A 24,763-nucleotide genomic window follows, 5' to 3' on the forward strand; every position below is an offset into this window, starting at 1 on the left:
GGAGACCACCGCATGACATGCGGTGGTCTCATTTTAAGACTGGAACGTCTCGTGCTACTGCAAATCTCGCTTAAGCACGTCTTCCGCTTCATAAATGGCGCAGACGATGTGGTAAAACGTGCTGGCGGGCGCTGGCTCCTCGATCATCGGCGCATCATCCGGCCATTTGTCGAACCACAGTCCTGAAACGGGTGTGTCGAAGAATGGCTGGAGTGCGCCGACCGCGCGCAAGGCCGATGTCAGGTAGCGATGGCGTTCTTCGCCCTGTGTTGCGGCGGCAAGCTGCATCGCGGCCTTCAGCCATTCGGTTTGTGGCCAGAGGCGGGCGAGCGGATCATGGACGGTGAAATCATCATAAAGGCTCATGATCGCAACCTTACGGCGCGGGCAGATGCCGTATTTCTCACCGATGTCGAACAGTCGCTTGGCTTTGGCAATGGCGTCGGCGCTATTGCGCAGCTTGCCCCACCGCGTCAGCAACCATGCCCATTCGAACTGGTGGCCGGGCTCCATGATGCGGCCTTTCTCACCGGACATCGGGTTCCAGTCGCGGTCGAAAAACTCCCGAAGTCCACCGGTCTTGGCGTCGATGAATTTCGACATCGCCAAATCCGCGATGTCGTCCGTCAGTTGATACCATGGCCCCTCAGGATCGACCTTTTCCCATGCCAGCATGGCCTCAAAAAAGTGCATGTGCGGATTTGAGCACAGCGGCTCCACAGGCGGGTTGGCTTCCTCGAAGCCAACGACGGGGTGGGCATATTCGCGCTGCAATGTGGTTAGGATCTCAACGGCCCGCTCTCGCATCTCAGTTTTCCGTTCTGGAAAAACCATAGCGGTCTGGGCGGCGGCGAACAGTGCGAAAGCCTGATTATAAAAATCGAATGTCGGGTCTATCAGTTTGCCGGACGCATTGGCCAGGTTGCCGTAAAGCCCGTTTTCAAGCCTGTAGACTTTCTCGAACCAGTGCAGGCCGTGATTGACCGCTTTTTTCCAATCTCCGGTCCAGCCTCTTTGTCCCGCAGCCGCATAACAATAGGCCTGACGCGGTTGTACGCGGGAGCGGCGATTGTCTCCCAGCATCGGGTTGGCGTTCTGATCTATGCGCTCGTAAAAACCGCCATCTGGCTTACCGGCGCCGATATCCCACCACATGGGCAACGCATCGTCGTCCAGCCAACGGCGTAATCTTTTGACTTCGTCTGAAAGCTGGCTTGTTGCGCTCATTGGTTGATCTGCCATGTCCATCCATTTTCTGACCGGAGTTTTATGGCCGGTTCATTAACACTGCATCAATGCCAATCCGGTTGCGCGCACAAAGTTCCATTGCTTTTGATGAATGGTGGTCCCGACGTTCAGGTCGTTATGCTCCGCAACATAACGTGTGAACGAGATTTAATATTGCTTAATTGTTATGCTCACGTATTTCATAGCAATGGTCTGGTCACATCTGATTCGTTATGCACGCGACCTTGCCGACATTGGTTATGCGGCAGGCGTGGTGGCAGTTAAAAACGCTGCCTTTGTTCTATTGCCGGGCATTGCCGTCCTGCTGTCCGCTTGCAACAACCCCGGTGGCATAAGACCGTCTGGCGCGCCGAAAATGCTGCCGCCAGAAGAAGCGATCATCTTTCCGCCGCCCGGTGGGCCGGAAGTGATCAGCGTTATCAGCCGCACGTACTCCAATGCTGTTCAGCAAGATGTCATCTTGCGGTCCGACGCGAGAACGCCGGGCCAGAACTACATTAAAGTGGAAATGTTTGGGCCGCAGCGCGCCGAAGATACCGGAAAAGACGGACTTTCCGGCGGCAGTGTGCGGGCCTCTTCCATTTCGCGTGAAATCCGCTCCGCTTTTCCGGGCGTGCAGGTCGCGACATCCGCTGAATATTTGCAGAATGCCTATGGCGCATTTTCCTATGCGTCGGGCAAAGGGTCTGGCGACGATACCTGCATTTACGCGTGGCAGCACATTCGCTCCCCAGAAGATATGCGGCAGGGTTTCAAGAACCTTGGGCGCATCAATGTCACGCTCCGGCTTTGCCAATCTGGCGTAACGGTGCGCGATCTTCTGACGGTGATGTATAACTATACCATCACAGGCAGCTACGATTCAGAGGGCTGGAACCCCTATGGGACGGCGCAAAGCCCACCGGAAGGCATGGGCCGTTCTGGAAACCCCATCTATCCGGTGACAGCAACGCAATTCCCGATGCAGCCGGGCACGCAAACGCCAGAACGCCAGCCGATCGCCCACACCACCAGACCAGTGGTTCGCGCGGCCGTCGTGCAGCCGCAACCTCAGTTGCCGCCACCGCCTATCGTCGGGCAGGCACCGTCCCGCGTCGTCATACCATCACCATCTGTCACACCAACCAGTGGAGCGCGTCCTGCGGACGTTCCTCCACCTGCCAACCGTGTTGAAACGAAACGGGTTGCAATTCCGTCCCCCGCTTGTACGTCCGGCGGAGACGGAGGGCAAAGATGCAATTAACCAATTCGGAAGTGTCTTGAGCAATAAGTCATCGCGAGACTGTTATGGTCGTGAAGCTTTAATACCGATGTCGAGGCAATTCGCCTCTGGCTGACTTCAAAGCAAGGGTTGCAGATGAGCAAGGCCATCTCTGTCATCGTCTGGATGTTCGTTTCGGTCTGCGTTTTGGTGATTGTGACGCTGCCTGTCAGTTTGCAAACACACCTCATTGCGACGGCCATCTCGCTTGGTCTGCTTGCCACCATAAAGTCCTTGAATGGCAGGGGCGTATGGCGGCTGATTGGTTTGGGCTTCGGCACGGCCATCGTGCTGCGTTATGTGTATTGGCGCACCACAAGCACGCTGCCGCCCATCAATCAGCTTGAAAACTTCATTCCGGGCTTTCTGCTGTATCTTGCCGAAATGTACAGCGTGCTGATGCTGGCGCTCAGCCTCGTCATCGTGTCGATGCCATTGCCATCGAGAAAAACGCGGCCCGGATCTCCAGGATACGTGCCGACCGTCGATATTTTCGTTCCGACCTATAATGAAGATGCCACGCTGCTGGCCAACACGCTGTCGGCGGCAAAGAACATCGACTACCCGGCAGATAAATTCACAGTTTGGCTGCTGGATGATGGCGGCACGGTGCAGAAGCGCAACGCATCCAACGTACCCGAGGCGCAGGCCGCCACACGGCGGCACAATGAGTTGAAAAAGCTCTGTGACGATCTCGGCGTGAACTATCTGACCCGCGAGCGGAATGTGCACGCCAAGGCGGGTAATCTCAACAACGGACTTGAGCATTCGACCGGCGAACTCATTACCGTTTTTGATGCAGACCACGCACCAGCACGTGATTTTCTTTTGGAAACCGTGGGGTATTTTGAAGAGGATGAACGGCTCTTCCTCGTTCAGACCCCGCACTTCTTCCTCAATCCCGACCCCATCGAGCGAAATCTGCGAACGTTTGAAACGATGCCGAGTGAGAACGAGATGTTCTACGGCATCATCCAACGTGGTTTGGACAAATGGAACGGCGCGTTTTTCTGTGGTTCTGCCGCCGTCCTGCGCCGCACGGCGCTGAAAGAAACCGATGGTTTCAGCGGCGTTAGCATTACGGAAGATTGCGAAACGGCGCTTGCTCTCCACTCGCGTGGCTGGAACAGCCTTTATGTCGACAAACCGTTGATCGCCGGGCTTCAGCCTGCAACATTCGCAAGCTTCATCGGCCAGCGCAGCCGTTGGGCGCAGGGCATGATGCAGATTTTGATCTTCCGCCAGCCATTGTTCCGCCGCGGTCTGTCGTTCACGCAGCGCCTTTGCTACATGTCGTCGACGCTGTTCTGGCTTTTCCCGTTTCCGCGCACGATCTTCCTGTTTGCGCCGCTGTTTTATCTGTTCTTCGACCTCCAGATTTTTGTCGCCTCTGGGGGAGAGTTTCTGGCCTATACGGCCGCATACATGCTCGTGAACCTGATGATGCAGAACTTTCTGTATGGCCATTTCCGCTGGCCGTGGATTTCCGAGCTTTATGAATATGTGCAGACCGTACATTTGCTTCCGGCGGTGGTTTCGGTGTTGTTCAACCCCAGCAAGCCGACCTTCAAGGTCACGGCGAAAGACGAGTCCATCAGTGAAGCGCGTCTGTCTGAAATCAGCCGTCCATTTTTCGTGATCTTCGCGGTGCTGATCATTGCGATGATCTTTGCGATCTACCGTATTTACGCCGAGCCTTATAAGGCCGACGTGACGCTTGTTGTGGGAGGCTGGAACCTCCTCAACATCATTTTCGCAGGCTGCGCTCTCGGCGTGGTGTCTGAGCGCGGCGAGAAATCGGCATCACGCCGCATCACCGTCAAGCGCCGTTGCGAGTTGCAAATCGGGCAGAGCGAAACGTGGTTGCCCGCGACAGTCGAAAATGTGTCGGTGCACGGTATGCTCATCACGATTTTCGAACAGGGTCTGGCAACCGTCGACAAAGGAACAACCGCCACGATCCGTATCAAGCCACACAGCGAAGGTGTGCCGCCAACCATGAGCATCGACATCGTCCGTTCGACCAAACAGGACGGGTTCATGTCGGTCGGTTGCACATTCGCACCGAAAGAGGCTGTGGAGCATCGGTTGATCGCGGATTTGATTTTTGCAAACTCCGATCAATGGAGCGAATTCCAGCGCGTTCGCAGAAAAAATCCGGGACTTATAAAAGGAACGCTGACGTTCCTCGCAATCGCGTTTTTCCAGACACAGCGCGGTCTCTATTATTTCTTCCGTTCGTTTAAGCCCGAAAAGCAGAGCAAGGCGGTCGTGGGGACCGTGAAGCCATGAAAAAGCTGTCTCTTCTCACTGCTTTTCTGACATCCATTTCCACGCTCGTTTTCGCGCAGTCTGTTCCTTTCGATATGTCGCCGGAAAAACCGGTACCATCATCACCAGCGCCACGTCCGGTGCCTGTTGCGCCAACGCCGCCACCTCCAGTGCCACAGGTTCAGCGGCCAGCCATCGTCGCGCCTGCTGCACCCGCCGCTACGGCGCCGGCCCCCACCATGGCATCGCCGCCCGTGACGCCAACAAAGGTTGCGGCCCCTTCGCCGTCCGGCAACAGTGATGACCGGCGCCGATATATCCTGCCGTTTTCAGACCTCAGCCTGACGGGTGAAATGGACCAGCGCCAATGGACGCTGTATTTGACGTCGGAGCAGGCCAAGGCGGCGGTTTCGCTGAACATCGGCTACCAGAACGCCATTGTCGTTGCGCCGGAAAGCTCCAATATCGAGGTCACGGTCAACAACGTGCCGCTGGAGCGTAAAAGCGTCTCGTCGCCGGATTCCGAGGGTAACGTCTCGATGGCGATACCCCCCGGTGCGCTTCAGGCCGGTGCCAACGTGCTCTCACTGGGTGTGCAGCAACGGCACCGCACGGACTGCACGGTGCAATCCACCTATGACCTGTGGACGGATATCACTCCGGCCAGCACCTATATCGGCTTTAACGCCGATGTGGCGAGCCGGTTTGACACGATAGACGATATTGAGGCGACCGGGCCTGATGTGGTCGGTTTGACGTCCATCGAAATCATCGCGCCGGGTCTTGCGAACCCCGTGTCCGCACAGCCGCTGCTCAAGCTTGCGCAGGCGCTTGCCTTGCGCACGCAGATGCCGAACCAGCGCATCAGTTTCAACACGAGGCTTCCGTCCCAGCGCAAGCCGGGAACGTTGATCGTTCTGGCCGGAACGTCGCGAGAGATCGCAGCGGCGACCCAATCTGTTCCGCCAGAGGCGCTGGCTGGTTCCTATGCCGGGTTCGAGAACAACATCATCAATGGCGTCTCGGCGTTGATTGTCAGCGGCCCGACCCCGCAGGCGATGCAGCTTGCCATTGATTCCCTTTCCGCATCGATGGAGCGTCCAACCGGCGGCGTGCGGGCAGCATTGTCCACCAAGGCGTGGCACACGCCGGACGCGCCGCTTGTCATGTCTGATCGCCGCATTCCATTGTCTTCATTTGGCGTGAAGAGCAGCGAGTTTTCCGGCAGACGGTTCCGCACGGAATTTACCATCGGCGCGCCTGCTGATTTCTATGCGTCCGCTTATGGTGAGGCGACGTTGCTGCTGGATGCGGCCTATTCGAACGAGATTTTACCGGGTAGCCATATCGACGTCTACGTCAACGGCAATATTGCCTCGACCGTGCCGATTTCAAACCGCGGCGGCGGCATATTTCGCCACCTTCCCATCAATGTCACGCTGCGCCACTTCGTCCCCGGTGTGAACACCATTGCGATAGAAGGAGTGTTGGTCACGGAAGCCGACAAGGCCTGTCTGCCCGGCGCGCCCGCCAGCCAGACACCGCGCTTTGCGCTGTTCGACACCACGGAACTCCATGTACCGAATTACGCGATGATCGGTCGTGCGCCGGATCTGGCCGCAACCAATGGCGTGGGCCAGCCCTATCGTGCCAGCGAACAGCCCGCCGCCGTGTGGCTGGAGCGGGTCGACGCTGACACAATGTCTGCCGCCGCGACACTTTTGGGTCGCCTGGCGCTTGCGGGTGGGCATCCTGTGCCGGTCGAACTCGTTGCGTCGACTGCGGCTGTTGGAGATCGAAACGCGCTGTTTGTCGGCACGCTGTCGCAGATGCCGCAAACGCTGGTCAATCAGTTCAACCTCGCGCCCGCAAGTCAGGTGGCGTGGAAGGAAGGCGAGGGGGCAGTATCGCCCGCGCAGACCGACCAGCTGTTTGATGACTGGCGGCAGCGCGTGGATGGGGGCGTCTGGCAGGGGCAGGTTTCTTCGTTCGAAGAGTGGATGAAGCGCAATTTCGACATCAGTTCGGATACGCTGCGGTTTCTACCCGGTGCAGAGCAAATTTACACGCCACCGGGCAATGTGAGTTTCATGCTGGCGCAGGGCATGAGCCCGGGTGGCGAAGGTGTGTGGACCATGGCAACCGCGCCGACCTCCGCAGATTTGCGCACCGGCATGGCCGCCATGGCGGAACATAAGCGCTGGACCAAACTGGCGGGTCGTGTTGCGACCTACGACGCGACAGCCGACAAAGTCGAGACCGTGGCCGCCGAACAGCCCAGTTTCATCGTAACCCGGCCGTTTTCCTTCTCGAACTGGCGGTTGATTGCGGCAAACTGGCTGTCCACCAATACGCTGTCTTATTCGCTGGTGTTCATCGGGTTTCTATCGTTGCTCGGGTGCGTCACCTTCCTGATGCTGCGCGGCATGGGGCGAGGCAAATGAAACGTGTCTTCGGCTTTCCGCTCAAAACCCTGGTGATGCTGGCGATGATGTTTTTTCCCGTCAGTGCGACAGCGGCCTCGGTCACGGAAGCCGACTGGAACGCTTACAAGACCGCATTTCTGGATCCTGCCGGGCGCATCATCGATACCGGCAACAAAAATATCAGCCACAGCGAGGGGCAGGGTTACGGCATGTGGCTCGCCGTTCTTGCCGATAATCTGGCGGATTTCGAGCTGATCTGGTCTTTCACGAAGACCGAGCTTCTGGTGCGCGATGATGGCTTGGCGGCGTGGAAATGGGATCCACAGACAGAGCCGCATATCTCGGACATCAACAACGCGACAGACGGCGATATTCTGATCGCCTATGCTCTGGCGCTTGCTGCCAAGCAGTGGAACAGGCCGGACTATGCCGACGCTGCCAAATCCATCGCCCAGACGGTTCTGTCCAAAGCCGTGGTTCAACGGGCCGGACGAACGATTTTACTCCCCGCGACAGCGGGTTTCGGAGAGGGTGACAGGCCGGACGGGCCGGTCGTTAATCCATCCTATTTTATTTTCGAGGCCTTTCCGGTTTTGAACGAGCTTGCGCCATCGCCGCTCTGGCAAGCCTTGGCGAAGGACGGGCTGGCGCAAATCACCTCCTTTGCATTCGGTCCCAAAAAGCTTCCGGCAGACTGGGTTTCCGTGAAAACAAAGCCACGTCCGGCCGATGGTTTCCCGCAGGAGTTTGGGTATAATTCCGTCAGAATACCGCTTTATCTGGCGCGCGCAGGATTGGGAAAGCCCAAGCTTCTGGAGAGATTTCGAACCGGCATCGTGATCGATGGTAGCAATATGGCGACGTTCGATTTGCAGACCGGTGCTCCGAAAGACATCCTCTCCGATGCAGGATATCGGATCATTCCGGCACTTTCCGCCTGTGTTACGGATGGAATTGCCATTCCGGACGAACTGAAACACTTCACGTCAACACTTTATTATCCATCTACGTTGCATCTCTTGGCTTTGTCATTCGCGACTCAGGCGCATCGGGAGTGCTTATGAACGGAAAGCCACTTTACATATCCGCTGCGATCTTAGCTCTTGGTGGCGTTGCTGCTTTTCAGTGGCGCGACGAGCTTCTCGGCAGGGTATCCAGTGTTCACACCACCGGCTCTATATTATCCGGTGATGTTGGCGGTCGCTTGTCCAACGGCCAATCGCCTTTGACGAACAATGGGCAACGTTCGCCAGCGGTCAGCCGTGTCGCGCAGAATGAAACCTCGCCGCCTGTCACCGTTCCGGCTGCCGGTAACACAGCAAGCCCGGTTTTGGCACAGCACCAAACGCCGGCATCGCCGCAGCCCGTTTCTTCTGCCCCATCGCAACCCTCTGTCGTTGATGAAAGTGCGCTTCGTTATTTTGCAGCACAGGGCGATACTGCCCGGCTTCAGGCAGAAATTGCGCGGCTGAAAGCGCTTTACCCTGAATGGACCCCGCCGTCTGATCCTCTCGCCGGTCCCGAAACGGGTGATCCGCAATTGGAAACCATGTGGCAGCTGTATGCCAATGGCCGTTATGCGGAAATCCGAAAGGCCATTGCGGATCGGCAAGTGGCGGACCCGACCTGGCAACCGCCGTCCAACCTCACAGATATGCTGAACCTTGCCGAAGCGCGGCAGCGATTGGTCAACTCCTCCGATCTCAAGCAATACAATGCAGTCATCGAGACGTCGGCGCAGAACCCCGGACTTTTGACCTGCGGTGAGGTGGATGTGCTGTGGCGTTTGGCTGAGGCTTTCGCCCGCACGGATAAGCCCGAACGCGCGCGTGATGCCTACAATTATGTGCTGAGCAACTGCGATGGCCCGAGCGAACGGCTGGCAACGGTTCAGAAGGCATCCTCCCTTCTTCCCATCGCGATGATGGATGACCTTCTTTCGAAGGAAAAGCTAGGAGCCGATGGGAAACTCGAGTTCGAGCCGGTCAAGGATGATCTGGCGCGGCAGTTTGTTGCCAATGCGGGTGAGAATACCGACATCACGGTGCCGCCCACCTATCTGATGCGTCTTGAGCGTCTGGCCGAAAGCGACAAACTGGCAAGCGATGCCCTGTTGCTTGGCTGGTACAATGTGCGCCGCGAAAAAATGGTGGATGCGGAAAAATGGTTCCGCCGCGCCAAGGAAGAAGATGATTCCGCCGCTGCTTCGCAAGGGCTGGCTCTGGCGTTGATTGCCCGCGATGAGCCGCGTGAAGCCGAAGACATCATGTATAAATGGCGTACCTCGTCGGATGACGCTCGCAAGACCTATCTGGCAGCGGCTGCAAACCTGTTGGCGCTCGATCCTCCCCTCGCTCTGGAGCCGGATGTTCTCCAGCGCGTTGCGGCAGAAGCCGTGGCCGAAAAGGACGCCGCGACCGCACAGGAGTTCGGCTGGTATTCGCGAGCATTCCAGCAGCCGCAAATGGCCTTGCAATGGTTCACCACCGCCTTGAGCTGGAAGGCCGATGATGAAGCGTCGGCCTATGGTCTGGCGCTGAGCTATCAGGATTTGAACAATGTTGCAGAGGTCCGCCGACTTCAGCAACAATGGGGTGCGCAGTCTGAGCGTATTCTCAATATTGGTCGCCCAGCGGCAAGCGGTGGACAGGTCACGGCAGATGCGCAGCGCGTTCGGAGCGGATTGCAGCCGCAAGCCGCTGTCGCACAGCAGGCGCCGGTGGCCTACCAGCAGGTTTCCGAAACCACTGCGCCGAGACGGCCAAGAGTTGTCGCCCAGACCCCGTCAGCAGGCGGAAGCGGGCGATGCGCGGGCGTGTACAACCCGGATCGTCTTTCGCAGCAGCAGGCCTTGCAGCAAGGTTGGTGCCTGATGGAATCCAACAGGCCAGCCGAAGCGTTGAAGGCTTTTAGCGCGGCCTTGAAGGGCGAACAGGCGACAATCAGAAGCGATGCCGCTTACGGGCAGAGCCTTGCCTATCTGCGTATGGGCCTGACCGACAACGCCGCCGTTTCCGCCACCAAATCCGGCATGGACAAGACCAAGGCGACGGAACTTCAGATTGCTATTTTGACGGACCGCGCGCTGGCGGCCTATCAAAATCGTCAATATGAAAAAGCGTTGATCCTGCTTGATCAGCGGGCGCGGTTTGCGACAGAACGAAGCGATCTGATGGTCATTCGGGGGTATGCCTATCTCAACCTGAAACGCTATTCCGAAGCGGTGCAAGTGTTCGAAGGTCCGGCCTCAACCGGCCATAGAGATGCCGTCAAGGGACTTGCCGCTGCGCGTGACGCACGACCCAGCAGGGGGCCAAGCGGCGGTTAGAGATTTAACGGGTCAAAGCGACGTATTCTAGCGCGTGGATTCCATCAGATTTGGTGGGCATTTTATCGAAGCCTGCAAGGCTCTCGAAGTGCTTCACGATATTTTTTTACAGATTTCATGGAATTCATTGAAAGTTCATGTGCCGAGTTATATGTGCTTTTTCAGGATACTCATACCTGAAAGACGCTGATGCTTACGAAAAAGGGAAAGTACGGACTGAAAGCGTTGATTGACCTTGCCGGATTGGAGCAGGGGCGGACCGCTTTCGTCAGTGAAATCGCATCTCGCAACAATATTCCGAAGAAGTTCCTGGACGCAATTCTGCTGGAACTGCGCAATGAAGGCATGCTTCGATCCAAAAAAGGTCCGGGCGGTGGTTATGCGCTGTCCAAGCCTGCGTCCGATATTTACATCGGTCAGGTGATTCGCGCTCTGGATGGTCCTTTGGCACCAATTCGCTGCGCCAGCCGTTCCGCATTTGAAGCCTGCGAAGACTGTTCGGATCCGCAGACCTGTCAGGTCCGCCGGTCTATGACCGACGTGCGCGACGCCATGGCTGCGGTTCTCGACAACATGACGCTGGAACAGTTTGCTGCCAACACGGCAGATGAGCCTGTGGAGCGCACGGCTTAGTCCGTGCGCTGAGTGCCGCCGACAACTGTGATCAGATCGGGCTTAGATTTCCATATTGTCCGCCGTGGTAAAGCAGCGGTGCCCCTTCACTGCGCTCAATCGACAGAACGCGGCCAATGATGATGGCGTGCGTATGGCGCTCGATAACATCCTCGACAGCGCAATCGATAGCAGCCAGTGCGCCCCTCAGCGCTGACGCTCCGCTTTCCAGCGTAAACCATTCCGCGTCGTTATAACGATCTGCACCCTTCAATCCACCAACGCCCGCAAAGCGTGATGCGACGTCCTGCTGCAATGCAGACAATACGTTTACACAGAAGTGATTGTAACGAGATATAATCGGCCAGGTTGACGACGACCTGTTGATGTTGACGATCATCGTCGCAGGCTCCATCGACAGCGCCGTGGCTGACGTGACGGTCGCACCCGTACGGCTTGAGCCGACGCCCGCGGTAATAACGGAAACACCGCCCGCCAAGCTGCGCATTGCCGCTTTCAATTCGTTGGAATCGAATGCCGTTCTTTCACGTTCATCGTGAAGGTAAGTTACCGTAGCCGTCATCGTGTCCATCTCCAAAAGCGTCAACGCCCCATCCGTTAACGATATCAGCGCCGGAGCGTCGCTAGTAGCGAAAGCATTTCATTGTTGATGGATTTTGTAGAAATCTATTGTGGCAGAACGGCCTTAGAGGCGTATTTGTCTATCATCTGTCAGATTTCTAATGGTGCGCATGAAAATACGTGCGCCGACCTCGATCAGCTCATCGGGGAAATCATAGTCAGGATTGTGGAGGTTGGGATGGTCGATCCCCGCGCCCAGAAAAAACATTGCGGATTTGGAAACCGCACCGAAGCGCCCGAAATCCTCAGATGCACGCATGGGCAAGCCGCGTCCATCATGCAGTATGTGTTCCTGATCCAGTGCGGACCGCAGCTGCGCGACTGCATCCTCGTCGTTCTCACAGTGCTGAAAAACATCATCGTAGAGAATATCGATTGCCAGCCCATCCGCTGTTGCACATTCTGCGGCGAGGTCTTCCGCAGCTTTGCAGAGTTCCGCCATGCTATCATTCGTCAAGGTTCGCAGTGTTGCCCAGATTTCTGCATCGGCTGGGGAAATGCCAAAGGCCGCTTCACCCATGATGGCGTGGGTGATCGTCACCATTTTGAAGTCCGGTTGCGGCGGATGACCGTGTCCAAGATCAGCCAGCGCCGGCATCAGTTTTGCAATAGCGCGCATGGGCGAAATGCCCTGTTCGGGAGACGACGCATGTGCCGTTTTGCCCGCCAGCTTCACCTTTATTCCGCGAGAGGCGCAATTGACCGGCCCGGCGATCAGCGAAACATGACCGAGCGGAAGACCGGGCAGGTTGTGGAGAGAGAAGGCGTAATCCGGTTTTATCGCCTCAAAACGCGGATCGGCAAGCACCGCAGCAGCCCCTGCGCCATTTTCTTCGGCGGGCTGAAACAGCAACACGACTTTCCCTTTGGCCGGGCGGTTGCGTGACAGTTCACGGGCCAAGCCCAACAGGATGGTGGAATGCCCATCATGACCACAGAGATGCCCGCGCCCTTCGATGGTGGAGCGGTGAGGCACGGTCGTTTTTTCGTGGATGGGCAGGGCATCAAGTTCGGAACGAATGAGAACCGTCGGTCCGTCCTTGTCGCTTGCAAACACGGCCGCAACACCGTGACCGCCAAGACCGGTCATAAGGTGATCAGGCGGTGTTGCTCTTAGACGCTCGACGATGCGGCGCGCCGTTTCCCGTTCTTCACCAGAGATTTCAGGGTAACGATGCAACTCGTGGCGGATGTCCGCGAGTTCAGCCAAGTCTTGGTTCGATAAAAACATGATGACCTGTCAGAATGGCGTCTGAAATAACGACGCCATTTCTACAGATTCACTGCGCTAATGCAAAACCTTCGGCGGGGTCCAGCGTCGATTTTGTTCGGCTTCGCTCCCTGCAATCAGCATCGATCCACTCAGCGTTTCGGCAGGCTGTGCAGATGTTCGGATGCGGGCGAGAGCAGCTTTGGCTTTTTCCGCATATTGCAAATTCACCATGTCATCGGAATGATAATTTTGCAGTTTTTCGAAAATGGCCGCAGCTTCCGTGCGTCGTCCGGCGGCGGTGAGAGAGATGCCGGATTTATAGAGTGCTTCATGATGGAAGGGTGCGAGCTTGGTGACATCCTGAAATGCTTTCACCGCACCGAGATAATCCCGTTGAGCAAGCCTCGTTTCACCCAGACGCATCAAGGCGGGGATCGGGTCTGCGACCTTTCTGCTGATCGAGAGATAGGAAAGCTCAGCCTCGCGGAACTCGCCTTTTTCGAACGATAGGTTGGCAAGTCCAAATTCCGCACCGCCATGGTTTGGGGCGGTGTCCAGTACCTGACGAAAAGCGATTTCGGCTTGGCCCTTGTCGCCCTTCTTATACATCTTCAGCGCCTGTTCGTAGACAAAGCGAACGCTGAAATGGTGGAGCTTGCCCTGAAGATTGTCGCCGGAACGGGTTCTGAACAAGGTGCAGGTGACGGGTCGGTCTTCCGCTCCGAACATGTATTTGTAGGGTTCGTTGCCACGCAGGAAATCGTAATGTTTGAAGCCCATCTCGATGGCGCGGCGGATGCAATATCCGTGCAGAATGAGACCGGGGGAAGGGGTCGTCCAGGTCTCGTCACGCCCGGTGATGTAGAACAGTATTGTGCCCTTTTGCCTATCCACGATGTTGGCCAGCGCACCGAGCGGCTGTTCGCCGTGCCACAAGACTGGAACATCCAGATTGCCATCCGCAAAGCTGTCCATCAGCATTTCGCGCGTGGCATAGATGAGCGTTTCAGTTTTCTCCTTGCCCTTGATCGGCGCCCAACGGGTGCGCCACAGGTCAAACAGAATGTTCAGGTCCCGCTTGATGGTCTCTGGTGTTGCGAGGGTGATGTGGTAACTGTCGTCGTTTTCAATCCTGCGCAGAAAACGCCGCAGTTTCTGGCGTGTCTGGCTGCTCATGCTGGTTTCAAGATACTCGTCGAACGTGGCCGGAAGCGCCACTACGGGGCAGACGGAATTGTTGATGTTGTTCCGGCTTTTGGGGGTGTTGTCCCGGAACATGACGAGCGGACCCTGAAGGGCTCTGATCATCGCGTCACGGCGGGACGGTGGACCGGAAAGATAATCAAGCTTCAGATTTGTCCAGCGCTGTTCTTTGATGAAGGAGCAGAAACCTGCAACAGCGTGATTTTCATAGTCCGGCAGGGTGACGAAGCCGGTGTAATCAGCCGCAAAATTTCCAGCCATAATGAGTTCATCGAAAAAACGGCCGGTCTTTTTGTCCCTTTGGGTCACGACGCGTAACGGGAAGAAAGCCACGTAGGGCGACCCCTCCTGCTTTTCTCTGAGAGCCAAAACGAGCCAGCGTCCGCGCCGTTTGAGATAGGCCCTCAGCCAGACCCATGACAGAAAATGTTGCGCATGGGGATCGGCCATAAAGACCCGGTCCCAGCTTTCGCGCAGGGCATCAAAACCCGGCAGTGTGTCGATTACGTCAATGCGCATTGTCCCCTCCCAATACGATTTACAGTGTCCCTTGGGAGAGTGCATTCTAGGCGGAAATATCAGGCTTCAAATATTCCGTTTGGATTAGTTCGAGGCATCAAATGGGGTTATTAAACGCCGTGCCTCACCCCCTGTAGGCAACGAGGACCGCACCGCAGGCAATCAGCACGACACCCAGCCAGTTCGGCAGAGACAGTTTTTCCCCGAGAAACAGCACGGCAAAAACGGCCACGAAAACCACGCTCAACTTGTCGATGGGTGCGACGCGGGCGGCATCTCCAATTTTCAGGGCGCGGAAATAACAGATCCATGATGCGCCGGTGGCCAGCCCGGACAGTACCAGAAACAACCACGTGCGCCCCGTGATCGTGGAGGGCTGTTGCCAGTTGCCGGTGACATAGACCATGAACCCGGCAGCGAAAAGAATAACGATGGTTCGGATGAAGGTGGCGAAATCCGAATTGACATTCTCGATGCCGATCTTGGCAAAGATTGCCGTCAGTGCGGCAAAACCTGCCGAAAGCAAGGCCCAGAATTGCCAGGAAATCAGAAGGTTTTTCATGATGATGACCGTTGTGCGGCGTGAGATGGGATGCCGTGACGGCTATTTATCGCCATTGGCTTTGATTTGGGAAGTTGTTTTCTATCGTCGGTAACGCGATGAGGCCCGCGCCGGTTTTCCGGGCGGGCCTCTCATCGTTGGTGTCTTGGTTGCCAGAGCTTATTCGGCAGGCTGTGGCACCGGCGAAGGCTGGATCTCGCCGATGCTGGCGACCTCTTCACCCTTTAGCACACGGGCGAGCTGTTCTTCATCCAGTTCGCCTTCCCAGCGGGCAACGACCACGGTTGCAACTGCGTTGCCGATGAAGTTGGTCAGGGCGCGGCATTCCGACATGAAACGGTCGATGCCGAGGATCAGCGCCATGCCGGCAACCGGCACGGAAGGAACGACGGAGAGCGTCGCAGCCAGCGTGATGAAGCCTGCACCGGTGATGCCTGCGGCACCTTTGGAGCTGAGCATCGCCACGAGCAGCAGCAGGATCTGTTCACCGAAGGACAGGTGAATGCCTGTGGCCTGCGCGATGAAGAGCGCGGCCAGCGTCATGTAGATGTTGGTGCCATCAAGGTTGAACGAGTAACCTGTGGGAATGACGAGGCCAACGACAGAGCGCTTGCAACCGGCTTTTTCCATCTTGCTCATCAGGCCGGGAAGTGCCGCTTCAGACGACGATGTGCCGAGAACGAGCAGAAGCTCTTCCTTGATATAGCGGATCAGCGCGAAGATCGAGAAGCCGTTGTAACGGCAAACTGCACCGAGGATAACAACGATGAAGATAAACGATGTCAGATAGAACGTCCCGATCAGCATCGCGAGGTTGGTGACGGACGAGATGCCGTATTTGCCGATGGTGAAGGACATCGCACCGAAAGCGCCGATAGGAGCGGCTTTCATGAGGATCGCGACCAGCTTGAAGATCGGGTACATCAGGGCTTGCATGAAGTCCACGACAGGCTTGCCGCGTTCTCCGACGACGCCCAGCGAAATGCCGAACAGCACCGAGAAGAACAGAACCTGAAGAATGTCACCTTCCGCAAAGGCGCCGACGATGGTTGTCGGGATGATGTTCATCAGGAAGCCGGTGATGGTCTGTTCATGCGCCTTGGCAGCATAAGTCGCAACGGCCTTGCCATCCAACGTGGATGGGTCGATGTTCATGCCCGCACCCGGCTGCACGACGTTGGCGACGATGAGGCCGACGACAAGCGCAAGCGTGGAGAAGGTCAGGAAGTAGATCATTGCCTTGCCGGCAACGCGCCCCACTTTCTTCATGTCGTTCATACCAGCAATGCCGGTGGCGACAGTCAGGAAAATGACCGGTGCGATGATCATCTTGACGAGGCGAATAAAGCCATCGCCCAACGGCTTTAGCTGTTCGCCCAGTGCTGGATAAAAATGGCCAAGCGCGATGCCCGCAGCGATGGCAACCAGAACCTGGAAATAGAGGTGCCGATAAAATGGCAGTTTAACGTGGCTTGAGGCCACGGCGGTGCTATCAATCATGTTCGTTCCTCCTCGGTCACAACCCTGCCTGTAGTGGCCTCCCGGGTTTGCCGTTTTCGTTCACGGTCTGTGACCGCTCGTGAGCTAAATTAGCAAGTAGCGTGCCAAGTGGATGGGAAGATCATAAGCTATTGAAGTTCAACGATTAAAAGTTTGGCGACAAAATAGCACACATAGATTTGTGCGTATTCCCGCCCGATCCATCTTGTCATTTGTGTGGAAATCCGCACAATGTAGCCATCATTGAGAAGAGTTGAGATGGCAAAAATTCCCGATACGTTCCGCGTTCGATGGGTGGCATTCATTGCGATGTGGCTGGTGATTGCCGTTGCCGCCTTTGTGGTGGCCGACAAGCTCGGGCGCATTCAGGCCATGAAGTCGCTTCTTGCCACTGCCAGCACGGACGCGGAACTCAAATCGGCACTTTTGAACGTTGCGCTGGAGCGTCCGCGGGTTCTGCCGCTGGTGCTGTCGCGCGACCGGGATCTGATTGAGGCGCTTGAAAATGGCGGACCGTCGATTGAGCGCTTGGATGAAAAGCTGGAGGGTCTGATCGAAGGCACGCAGGCATCGGTTATCTATCTGGCAAATATGGATGGCGTTACCATTGCCTCCAGCAACTGGCGGACGCCGGAAAGCTTCGTCGGCTCAAACTATGCGTTCCGTGACTATTTCAAGCGCGCGCTGGAAACGGGCAGGGCGGAGCATTATGCGCTGGGCAATGTCAGTCGCAGGCCGGGGCTTTATATTTCACGGCGTGTGGACGGGCCAAACGGCAATCCGCTGGGGGTGGTCATTGCCAAGGTCGAGTTCAATCGTCTTGAGGCGGACTGGAATATCGGCGGTCGTCCCGTTTATATTGTTGATTCCAATGGCGTGGTGCTGATGACCAGCATTCCGGAATGGCGGTTCAAGACCGTTGCGCCCATTGACGAGGAGCGGCGAAAGACGATTTCCGAAAGCCTTCAGTTCGGCGATGAAAAGCTGTCCCCCATGCCAGTCGCGATACTGTCCGCGCCCGGTCCGCACGTCGCAATTGTCGACGTGAATTCCCCGCCGTCGCTGAAGGGTGACTATTTACGTCTGGAACTGCCGGTGCCGGCCACCGAGTGGTCACTGCATTATCTCCAGCCGATGGCCGAGACGGTAAACGCGGCGGTGCGAGAGAGCCGCGCCATTGCGGCGGCCAGTCTCATGCCGCTTCTGGCATTCTCAGGCATCTGGCTATGGCGCAGGCAAAAGGCGCAACAGGCGCAGGCCGAGGCAGAGCGGGACCGTGCCGAACTGGAACGCCGCGTGCTGGAAAGAACACTGGACTTGACGATGACGAGGGACCGCCTTCAGGCAGAAATTCTGCGGCACGAACAAACCGGAGAGGAATTGCAAAGTGTGCAGCACGAACTGGTGCAGGCCAACCGCCTGTCCATTCTCGGTCAGATCGCGGCTGGCGTGGCGCATGAAATCAACCAGCCTGTGGCGACCATTCGCGCTTTTGCCGACAATGCTCGCGTTTTTCTAAAACGTGATCAAATAAAGGATGCGGACGAGAATCTTGAAAACATCGCATCTTTGACCGAGCGCATTGGCGTTATAACCAGCGACCTCAAAATCCTGGCGCGAAAAGGCAGAACGGCGGCGGAACCGGTCAGCATTCGCCTTGTCGTAGAGGGGGCTGTCGTGCTGTTGCGCAGCCGTTTTGCAGGGCGCATGGATGCGTTGGATATCCATGCGCCGGAAGAACGAGTGACCGTGCTGGGCAGTCGTATCCGGCTGGAGCAGATCGTCATCAACCTTTTGCAGAACGCACTGGAAGCTGTGGACCAAAAGCCGGATGGGCGTGTGGAAGTGCGTGTCAAAGAGGCTGGCGACGAGATCGTTTTGACCGTGTCCGATAACGGGCCGGGTATTTCGCCAGACATTCACAAACCACTTTTTTCGCCCTTCAATACCTCGAAAGAGGGCGGTCTGGGGCTTGGTCTGGTGATTTGCAGCGACATTGCCTCGGATTATGGCGGGCGTATCGATGTCGAAACAAGCACGGATGGAACGTGTTTTTCTGTTTATTTGAAGCGGGCGTAAAATGACGATGAGTGGAACGGTTTATCTCGTCGATGACGACTCCCAGCTGCGCAAGGCCATGCGTCAAACGCTGGAACTGGAAGGCATGAAGGTGCTGCCTTATCCAAAAGCGGAACAGGCACTTGAGGATTTGTCCGAGAATTTCGATGGTATCGTCATTACCGATGTGCGGATGCCTGACATGGACGGCCTGCAATTTTTCGAGCGTCTGCGCCGGATCGATCCCGATCTTCCTGTCATTCTCATCACCGGCCACGGCGATGTGCCGATGGCAGTCGCCGCATTGCAGAATGGGGCTTATGACTTTATTTCCAAGCCATTTCCGGCGGAGCGCATGGTCGAAAGTGCGCGCCGCGCGCTCGAAAAACGCCGCTTGGTCATGGAAAATCGGGCGCTGAAACGGGCGGCGATTGAGGCCGAAGACGACCTGCCGTTGATTGGCCAGACAGCCGCCATGGAACGGCTGCGCAACACGCTGCGCCATATTGCCGATACGGATGTGGATGTTCTGGTGGCAGGAGAAACCGGCAGCGGCAAGGAAGTGGTGGCAACCGCACTGCATCGCTGGAGCAAGCGCCGCGCCAAGGGCAATTTCGTTGCGCTGAATTGCGGAGCCTTGCCGGAAACGGTGATCGAAAGCGAATTGTTCGGTCACGAAGCCGGTGCCTTTACCGGCGCGCAGAAAAAGCGCATTGGCCGCATCGAACACTCCAGCGGCGGCACGCTGTTTCTGGATGAAATCGAAAGCATGCCGCCCGGCGTTCAGGTCCGAATGCTGCGTGTGCTGGAAATGCGCTCGGTGTCCCCTGTCGGATCGAATGAAGAGCGGTCGGTCGATATTCGTGTAGTTGCGGCGGCCAAAGTCGATCTTGGCGACCCCGAACAGCGCGGCGATTTTCGTGATGACCTCTATTATCGGCTGAACGTGGTGACGCTTTCGATTCCGCCACTGCGGGAGAGGAAGGCCGATATTCCATTATTGTTTTCGCACTTCGTGACAAAGGCATCTGCACGGTTTGGTATAGAGGTGCCCACCATCACGTCGAGCGTTTCGCGGTATCTGAATGATCATGACTGGCCGGGAAATGTGCGCGAACTGGGACACTTTGCCGAACGTGTGGTGTTGGGTCTGGATGGGTCGGCGGCGAGCAAAACATCGCCTGCCAATCAGGCGGATGGTGCGGGCACTCTCGCGGAGAGGATGGACCGGCAGGAAGCCCAGATCATTCGAGAAGCGCTGGAGAAATGCGATGGTGATGTGGCGGGCACGATTGGCACGCTCGGCATCGCCCGCAAGACGTTTTATGACAAGCTTCAACGCCACAACATAAACCGCACGGACTATGTCCAGAAGGGATCATAGTCTCCCACTGCCCTCATCCCTGTGACAAGCACAGGAGTGAGGGAGAGATAGGCTTAGCGGCTATATCTTAGCCTGCAACGCAGAAGTGACTCTGGCCGTCATAGCCCATATAGGTGCCGTTCCGTGCATTGAAGCTGCCGTAACGCTGCGAGCAATAGTCAAACCATGCTTCGGACCAAGGTTCGATGGTGCGATAAACAGGGCGTGGCTGGTAGGCTGGGCGGTCGTAAACCGGCTGCGCGCGATATACAGGGCGAGGCGCCGGACGGTCGTATCTGTAATCCGGTTCGCTGTAGGTGTATCTCTGTTCATAGGCAGGGTAACGGCCGACTGGCGGTTCGTCATAAACCCGCTCGTCTGAATAGCTGGGCTGCGACAGCGCAGAGCCGACGGCAACGCCAGCGGCAAGACCAAGAACGCCGCCGATAAGGGCCGCATCACGGTTGCGGTGGCGCCAGTCGCCAGCCGATGCCGAGTTCAACGGAGCGATGACGACCGCAGAGACTGCAAGAGCCAAAAGTGTTTTTGCTGCAAACGAAGCCATGTTCTTAATCCATCCAAACGGCAGGGGCGCTGCCAGTTGCAAATCTGATGATTAAGAAGTTAACGCTCCTTGGCTGAACCCCGGCTGAATGAATTGTGGCGGTCATGAAGGCAGGGAAACCCGCCAGTTTACCGTCAAATATCGATCATCGCGCCCGGTGCAAAACCTTGCAACATGCCGATGTAGGGTTTGTCGACCGGCGTTGCATAGGCTCCGCGTTTGGCAGTTTTCAGCCCGAGTGTGATCAGCCCTTCTGCCTGTTTGACCGCTGCCGACACACCATCGACAACGGGGACGCCGAATTCGGCAGAGAGTTGTGCCGCAAGGTCGGCCATGCCCGCGCAGCCCAATATGATCGCCTCCGCTCTGTCCTCTCGAATGGCTGCATCAATTTCTGAGCGCAGCCGCGCAAGTGCATTGGAGGTTGGGTCTTCCAGCGAAAGCACGGGGATATCGGCGGCGCGCACCTTGGCACGGGCACCCATGCCATAGCGATGGATCAAATGTTCCAACGGCAGGCGGGACCGTTCCATGGTGGTCACGACGGTGAATTTCTGGGCGATGAACGATGTTGTCGCCACGGCCGCTTCGCAGATGCCGAGAACGGGAATATTGGCGAGCGCCCTTGCTGCATCCAGCCCCGTATCATCGAAGCACGCGATGATGGCCGCCTCTGCGCCGGCTTTTTCACCCTTTGCAATTTCTGCCAACATGCCTGGAATGGCAAAGACTTCATCGTAATAACCCTCGATGGAAACTGGTCCCATGAGAGAGGTGACGGCGGTAATCTCCGTGCCATGACCGGCAACGCTTTTTGCGGCGGCGGCAATCGTTGCTGTCATGGATGCGGTGGTGTTGGGATTGACGATGAGAATGCGCATGATCTGTTGTTCAAGCCTTTGAATGGCGACGGTTCATATAGGCGATGAGGCCGAGAGTTGCGGCAATCACCAGAAATGAGAAGAGCGTGGTAACGGCACCCAGCGCATATAGAACCGGCGTCGTAACGTTGGTGGTCATGCCGTATATTTCCAGCGGCAAGGTGTTGTAGGTGCCCGATGTCATCAGCGTGCGGGCGAACTCGTCATAGGATAGTGTGAAGCCGAACAGGCCGATGCCGATCAGGCTTGGCGCGATCATCGGCAACACGACCTCGCGGAATGTTTGCCATGACGTTGCACCCAGATCGCGTGCCGCCTCTTCATAAGACGGTGAAAAGCGGTTGAAGACGGCGAGCATAATCAGCACGCCGAAGGGCAAGGTCCATGTGAGATGCGCGCCGAAGGCGGATGTGTACCATGATGGCTCCAGACCGAGCTGCTGGAACAGCACGCCGATGCCAAGTGAAATGATGATCGATGGAACGACAAGGCTGGCGACCGACAGATAAAACAGCGGCGTCGCACCCACAAATTTGCGCCGGAAAGCAAGTCCGGCCAAGAGCGATACCAGCACGGTGGCAACCATCACCATCAGTCCGAGGAAGAACGAGCGGCGGAACGATCCACCGAAATCACCCACCGCCTGTTGTTCGAACAGATTGCCGAACCAGTGGACAGAGACGCCGTTCAGCGGAAAGGTCAGGCCGCCATTTGGTCCCTGAAAGGCAAGGATGAGGATTGCCGAAAGCGGACCGTAGAGAAACAGGACGAACAGGGCGAAAAAGAAGGAGAGAACATAAAACTCGCGACCGCGTTTTTCCGAATACATGTCAAAGCTCCTTACGAATATCGACGACGCGCAAGATGCCCGCAACCATCAGCAAAACCAGCCCCAGCAGAACCACGGCATTGGCCGCCGCTGCCGGATATTGCAGCAGGGACATCTGGTTTTTCATCATCAGCGCCACAGATGCGCTTTGCCCACCGGACATGACCTGAACCGTGGAGAAATCCGCCATGACAAGGGTGACCACAAAAATGGTGCCGATGGCCATTCCGGGTTTTGCCAAGGGCAATATGACGTTCCAGAGGATTTGCCAGCTTGTGGCACCTGCATCGCGGGCTGCTTCGACCAGAGATTTATCGATACGCATCAATGTGTTGAAAATCGGCGTGACCATGAACAGCGTGTAGAGATGCACCATCGCCAGAACAACGGCAAAGTCTGAGTACAGCAGCCATTCTATAGGGGCGGGCACGATGCCCATATTCACCAGCGCACTATTGACCAGCCCGTTGCGTCCGAGAACGGGAATCCACGAAATCATGCGGATGATGTTGGAGGTCAGAAACGGCACGGTGCAGATCAGGAACAGCACCATCTGCATGGTGGTGGTGCGAATGTGGAAGGCCAGAAAATAGGCAACCCAGAACCCGCAAAACAGCGTGATCGCCCAGACGATGGCCGCAAATTTCAGCGTGTTGATGTAGGTTTGCCATGTGACCCACGAACCCAAGGTTTCGGCATAGTTGAAGGTCACGAAACCGGGGTACATCTGGGCAAAATCATAGTCCCAGAAGCTGACGATGGCGATCATCAGGATGGGCAGGGCCAGGAAAAAGCCGAGGATCAGGGCAAGCGGAGCAGCCTGAAGATAGGCCACGAGTTTTGGCGGCAGCGTAAAGCTGCGGCTTTTCTTATCCGTTTTCTCGCTGACGCCGATCAATCTGACTGTTACCACGGGCCGCCTCCTGCTCAATCTCGGTTGGGTAGGGTGCGCGGGCAAAAGCTCGCGCACCTTCTTGTTTCAAACGGCAGGATTATGCTGCGATGAACTCGTTCCAGCGGCGAACCATGTAGCGGTCCTCGTCCATAACGGAGTTCCAGCACGCAACCTTGCCCATGCGCTCCTGGAAGGAGCCGCCATCGCGCACCGCACCGGCCTTTTCCATGACCTTGCCATCGGGCGCGATGATATCGCCCTGAGCAGCCTTGCCCTCGACCCAGTAACCCCACTCATCAGCGGACATGTGTTCCTTCGCCGTATCCATGGCGGCAGAGTAATAACCCTGACGGTTGAGATATGCGCCGACCCAGCCGGATGTGTACCAGTTGAGGTATTCGTAAGCTGCGTCGAGCTTTGCACCCGACAGATGCTTGGCAAGGCCAAGACCACCGCCCCAAGAGCGATAACCCTCCTTCAAAGGCTGGTATTTGCAGGCAATGCCTTTGGAGCGCACGGCGGCAACGGCTGGCGACCACATGGACTGGATGACGACTTCGCCGGATGCCATGAGGTTGACGCTTTCATCGAAGCTTTTCCAGAAAGCGCGGAACTGGCCGTCCTTCTTGGCTTTGATGAGGAATTCGATCGTTTTGTCGATCTCTTCCTTGGTCATGTTGCCCTTATCGGCATATTTCAGGGTGCCGGTCGCTTCCATAATCATGGCGGCATCCATGATGCCGATAGATGGAATGTTGAGGATGGAAGCCTTGCCCTTGAAGGCGGGGTCCATGATATCGGCCCAGCTGGTGATTTCGCGGCCAACGAGATCGGGGCGGATGCCGAGCGTATCGGCATTGTAGATCGTTGGAACCATGGTGAAATAATCTGTCTCACCCTTGGCGAATTTCTTGTCGCCGGGCTTTTCCACGAAGCCGACCGTGTGCGGTGCTGTGCCCTGCGCAATTACGCTGTCCGGTGTCAGCTTGCCGGTTTTGAACAGCGGAACGATCTTGTCGTAATATTTCAGCCTCTTGATTTCCATCGGCTGGATCACGCCGGCTGGATAGACCTTCTTGAGAATCCAGTATTCGATATCGGCAATATCGTAGGAGTTCGGCTGGGTCACGGCGCGCTGTGCGGCGGCGTCAGAATCCGTTGCCGTCATTTCCAGCGTGATGCCAAGGTCGGCTTTGCACTTTTCAGCAATGGCGTTGAGGTTGGATACGCCGGTGCCGAACTGGCGAATCGTAATCGGGTTTTGCGCCCAGATTGTCGGGAAACCGGTGATAAGGCCGGAACCGATGGCAGCACCCGTTGCCGCCGCGCCCGCTTTGAGGAGGCCGCGTCTGGACAAACCCTTTTCGGTGTTGGTTGTATTGGTCAT

19 protein-coding genes are annotated in these 24,763 nt (G+C 56.8%); 8 read left to right on the forward strand and 11 right to left on the reverse strand.

Annotation, left to right across the window (positions count from 1 at the left end; genetic code table 11):
• Nucleotides 1-54 precede the first annotated feature (54 nt).
• A complete protein-coding gene (locus tag RMR16_RS21740) occupies nt 55-1,242 on the reverse strand; it encodes an AGE family epimerase/isomerase (RefSeq protein ID WP_320197693.1) in 1,188 nt (395 codons plus the stop codon).
• 193 nt (nt 1,243-1,435) lie between these two features.
• Between RMR16_RS21740 and bcsN the strand changes: the two genes are divergently transcribed.
• From bcsN to RMR16_RS21770, 6 genes are all read left to right on the forward strand, one after another.
• Entirely contained in the window at nt 1,436-2,491 is a 1,056-nt protein-coding gene (gene bcsN / locus RMR16_RS21745) for a cellulose biosynthesis protein BcsN (protein ID WP_413785925.1), read from the forward strand.
• A gap of 114 nt (nt 2,492-2,605) precedes the next feature.
• Nucleotides 2,606-4,801, forward strand: coding sequence for a UDP-forming cellulose synthase catalytic subunit (bcsA, locus tag RMR16_RS21750; protein WP_320197694.1), 2,196 nt, complete (start codon nt 2,606-2,608; stop codon nt 4,799-4,801).
• A complete protein-coding gene (locus tag RMR16_RS21755) occupies nt 4,798-7,224 on the forward strand; it encodes a cellulose biosynthesis cyclic di-GMP-binding regulatory protein BcsB (RefSeq protein WP_320197695.1) in 2,427 nt (808 codons plus the stop codon). Before bcsA ends, RMR16_RS21755 begins: the two co-directional genes overlap by 4 nt.
• Nucleotides 7,221-8,270 carry a glycosyl hydrolase family 8 gene (locus RMR16_RS21760; protein WP_413785926.1) on the forward strand — a complete coding sequence of 350 codons (1,050 nt, stop codon included), beginning with the start codon at nt 7,221-7,223 and terminating at the stop codon, nt 8,268-8,270. The genes RMR16_RS21755 and RMR16_RS21760 overlap by 4 nt, the downstream gene beginning before the upstream one ends.
• Nucleotides 8,267-10,534 carry a tetratricopeptide repeat protein gene (locus RMR16_RS21765; RefSeq protein WP_320197696.1) on the forward strand — a complete coding sequence of 756 codons (2,268 nt, stop codon included), beginning with the start codon at nt 8,267-8,269 and terminating at the stop codon, nt 10,532-10,534. Before RMR16_RS21760 ends, RMR16_RS21765 begins: the two co-directional genes overlap by 4 nt.
• Before the next feature lie 189 nt (nt 10,535-10,723).
• A complete protein-coding gene (locus RMR16_RS21770) occupies nt 10,724-11,167 on the forward strand; it encodes an RrF2 family transcriptional regulator (RefSeq protein ID WP_320197697.1) in 444 nt (147 codons plus the stop codon).
• Nucleotides 11,168-11,198: 31 nt separating this feature from the next.
• Here the strand turns inward: RMR16_RS21770 and RMR16_RS21775 are convergent, their stop codons facing one another.
• The 5 genes from RMR16_RS21775 to RMR16_RS21795 all read right to left on the reverse strand — a co-directional run bounded on the left by RMR16_RS21775 (nt 11,199) and on the right by RMR16_RS21795 (nt 16,785).
• On the reverse strand, nt 11,199-11,729 hold the full coding sequence (locus RMR16_RS21775; protein ID WP_320197698.1) for a flavin reductase family protein: 531 nt from the start codon (nt 11,727-11,729) through the stop codon (nt 11,199-11,201).
• A gap of 123 nt (nt 11,730-11,852) precedes the next feature.
• The gene (locus tag RMR16_RS21780; RefSeq protein WP_320197699.1) at nt 11,853-13,019 is read right to left on the reverse strand and encodes an amidohydrolase; all 1,167 of its coding nucleotides are present in this window, start codon (nt 13,017-13,019) and stop codon (nt 11,853-11,855) included.
• Between the two features lie 57 nt (nt 13,020-13,076).
• Entirely contained in the window at nt 13,077-14,723 is a 1,647-nt protein-coding gene (locus RMR16_RS21785; RefSeq protein ID WP_320197700.1) for a GNAT family N-acetyltransferase, read from the reverse strand.
• 124 nt (nt 14,724-14,847) lie between these two features.
• On the reverse strand, nt 14,848-15,285 hold the full coding sequence (locus RMR16_RS21790; protein WP_320197701.1) for an EamA family transporter: 438 nt from the start codon (nt 15,283-15,285) through the stop codon (nt 14,848-14,850).
• Between the two features lie 159 nt (nt 15,286-15,444).
• Nucleotides 15,445-16,785 carry a dicarboxylate/amino acid:cation symporter gene (locus RMR16_RS21795; RefSeq protein ID WP_320197702.1) on the reverse strand — a complete coding sequence of 447 codons (1,341 nt, stop codon included), beginning with the start codon at nt 16,783-16,785 and terminating at the stop codon, nt 15,445-15,447.
• 309 nt (nt 16,786-17,094) lie between these two features.
• Here RMR16_RS21795 and RMR16_RS21800 point away from each other — a divergent pair, with 309 nt between their 5' ends.
• Nucleotides 17,095-18,864: a sensor histidine kinase gene (locus RMR16_RS21800; RefSeq protein WP_413785943.1), complete on the forward strand. Its 1,770-nt coding sequence runs from the start codon at nt 17,095-17,097 to the stop codon at nt 18,862-18,864.
• Nucleotide 18,865: 1 nt separating this feature from the next.
• Nucleotides 18,866-20,227, forward strand: a complete 1,362-nt coding sequence (locus RMR16_RS21805) for a sigma-54-dependent transcriptional regulator (protein WP_320197704.1) — start codon at nt 18,866-18,868, stop codon at nt 20,225-20,227.
• 67 nt (nt 20,228-20,294) lie between these two features.
• On the opposite strand, the gene RMR16_RS21810 is transcribed toward RMR16_RS21805, so the two are convergent.
• The 5 genes from RMR16_RS21810 to RMR16_RS21830 all read right to left on the reverse strand — a co-directional run bounded on the left by RMR16_RS21810 (nt 20,295) and on the right by RMR16_RS21830 (nt 24,763).
• Complete coding sequence (locus tag RMR16_RS21810; RefSeq protein WP_320197705.1) at nt 20,295-20,771, reverse strand: BA14K family protein; 477 nt, start codon at nt 20,769-20,771, stop codon at nt 20,295-20,297.
• A gap of 134 nt (nt 20,772-20,905) precedes the next feature.
• Entirely contained in the window at nt 20,906-21,652 is a 747-nt protein-coding gene (locus RMR16_RS21815) for an aspartate/glutamate racemase family protein (protein ID WP_320197706.1), read from the reverse strand.
• 10 nt (nt 21,653-21,662) lie between these two features.
• Nucleotides 21,663-22,481 (reverse strand): ABC transporter permease, encoded by an 819-nt coding sequence (locus RMR16_RS21820; RefSeq protein ID WP_320197707.1) that lies wholly within the window; start codon nt 22,479-22,481, stop codon nt 21,663-21,665.
• A gap of 1 nt (nt 22,482) precedes the next feature.
• A complete protein-coding gene (locus tag RMR16_RS21825) occupies nt 22,483-23,394 on the reverse strand; it encodes an ABC transporter permease (protein WP_320197708.1) in 912 nt (303 codons plus the stop codon).
• Nucleotides 23,395-23,473: 79 nt separating this feature from the next.
• Nucleotides 23,474-24,763, reverse strand: a complete 1,290-nt coding sequence (locus RMR16_RS21830) for an ABC transporter substrate-binding protein (protein ID WP_320197709.1) — start codon at nt 24,761-24,763, stop codon at nt 23,474-23,476.

The sequence above is a fragment of the Agrobacterium sp. rho-13.3 genome, from assembly GCF_033957765.2.
Taxonomy (GTDB): Bacteria; Pseudomonadota; Alphaproteobacteria; order Rhizobiales; family Rhizobiaceae; genus Agrobacterium.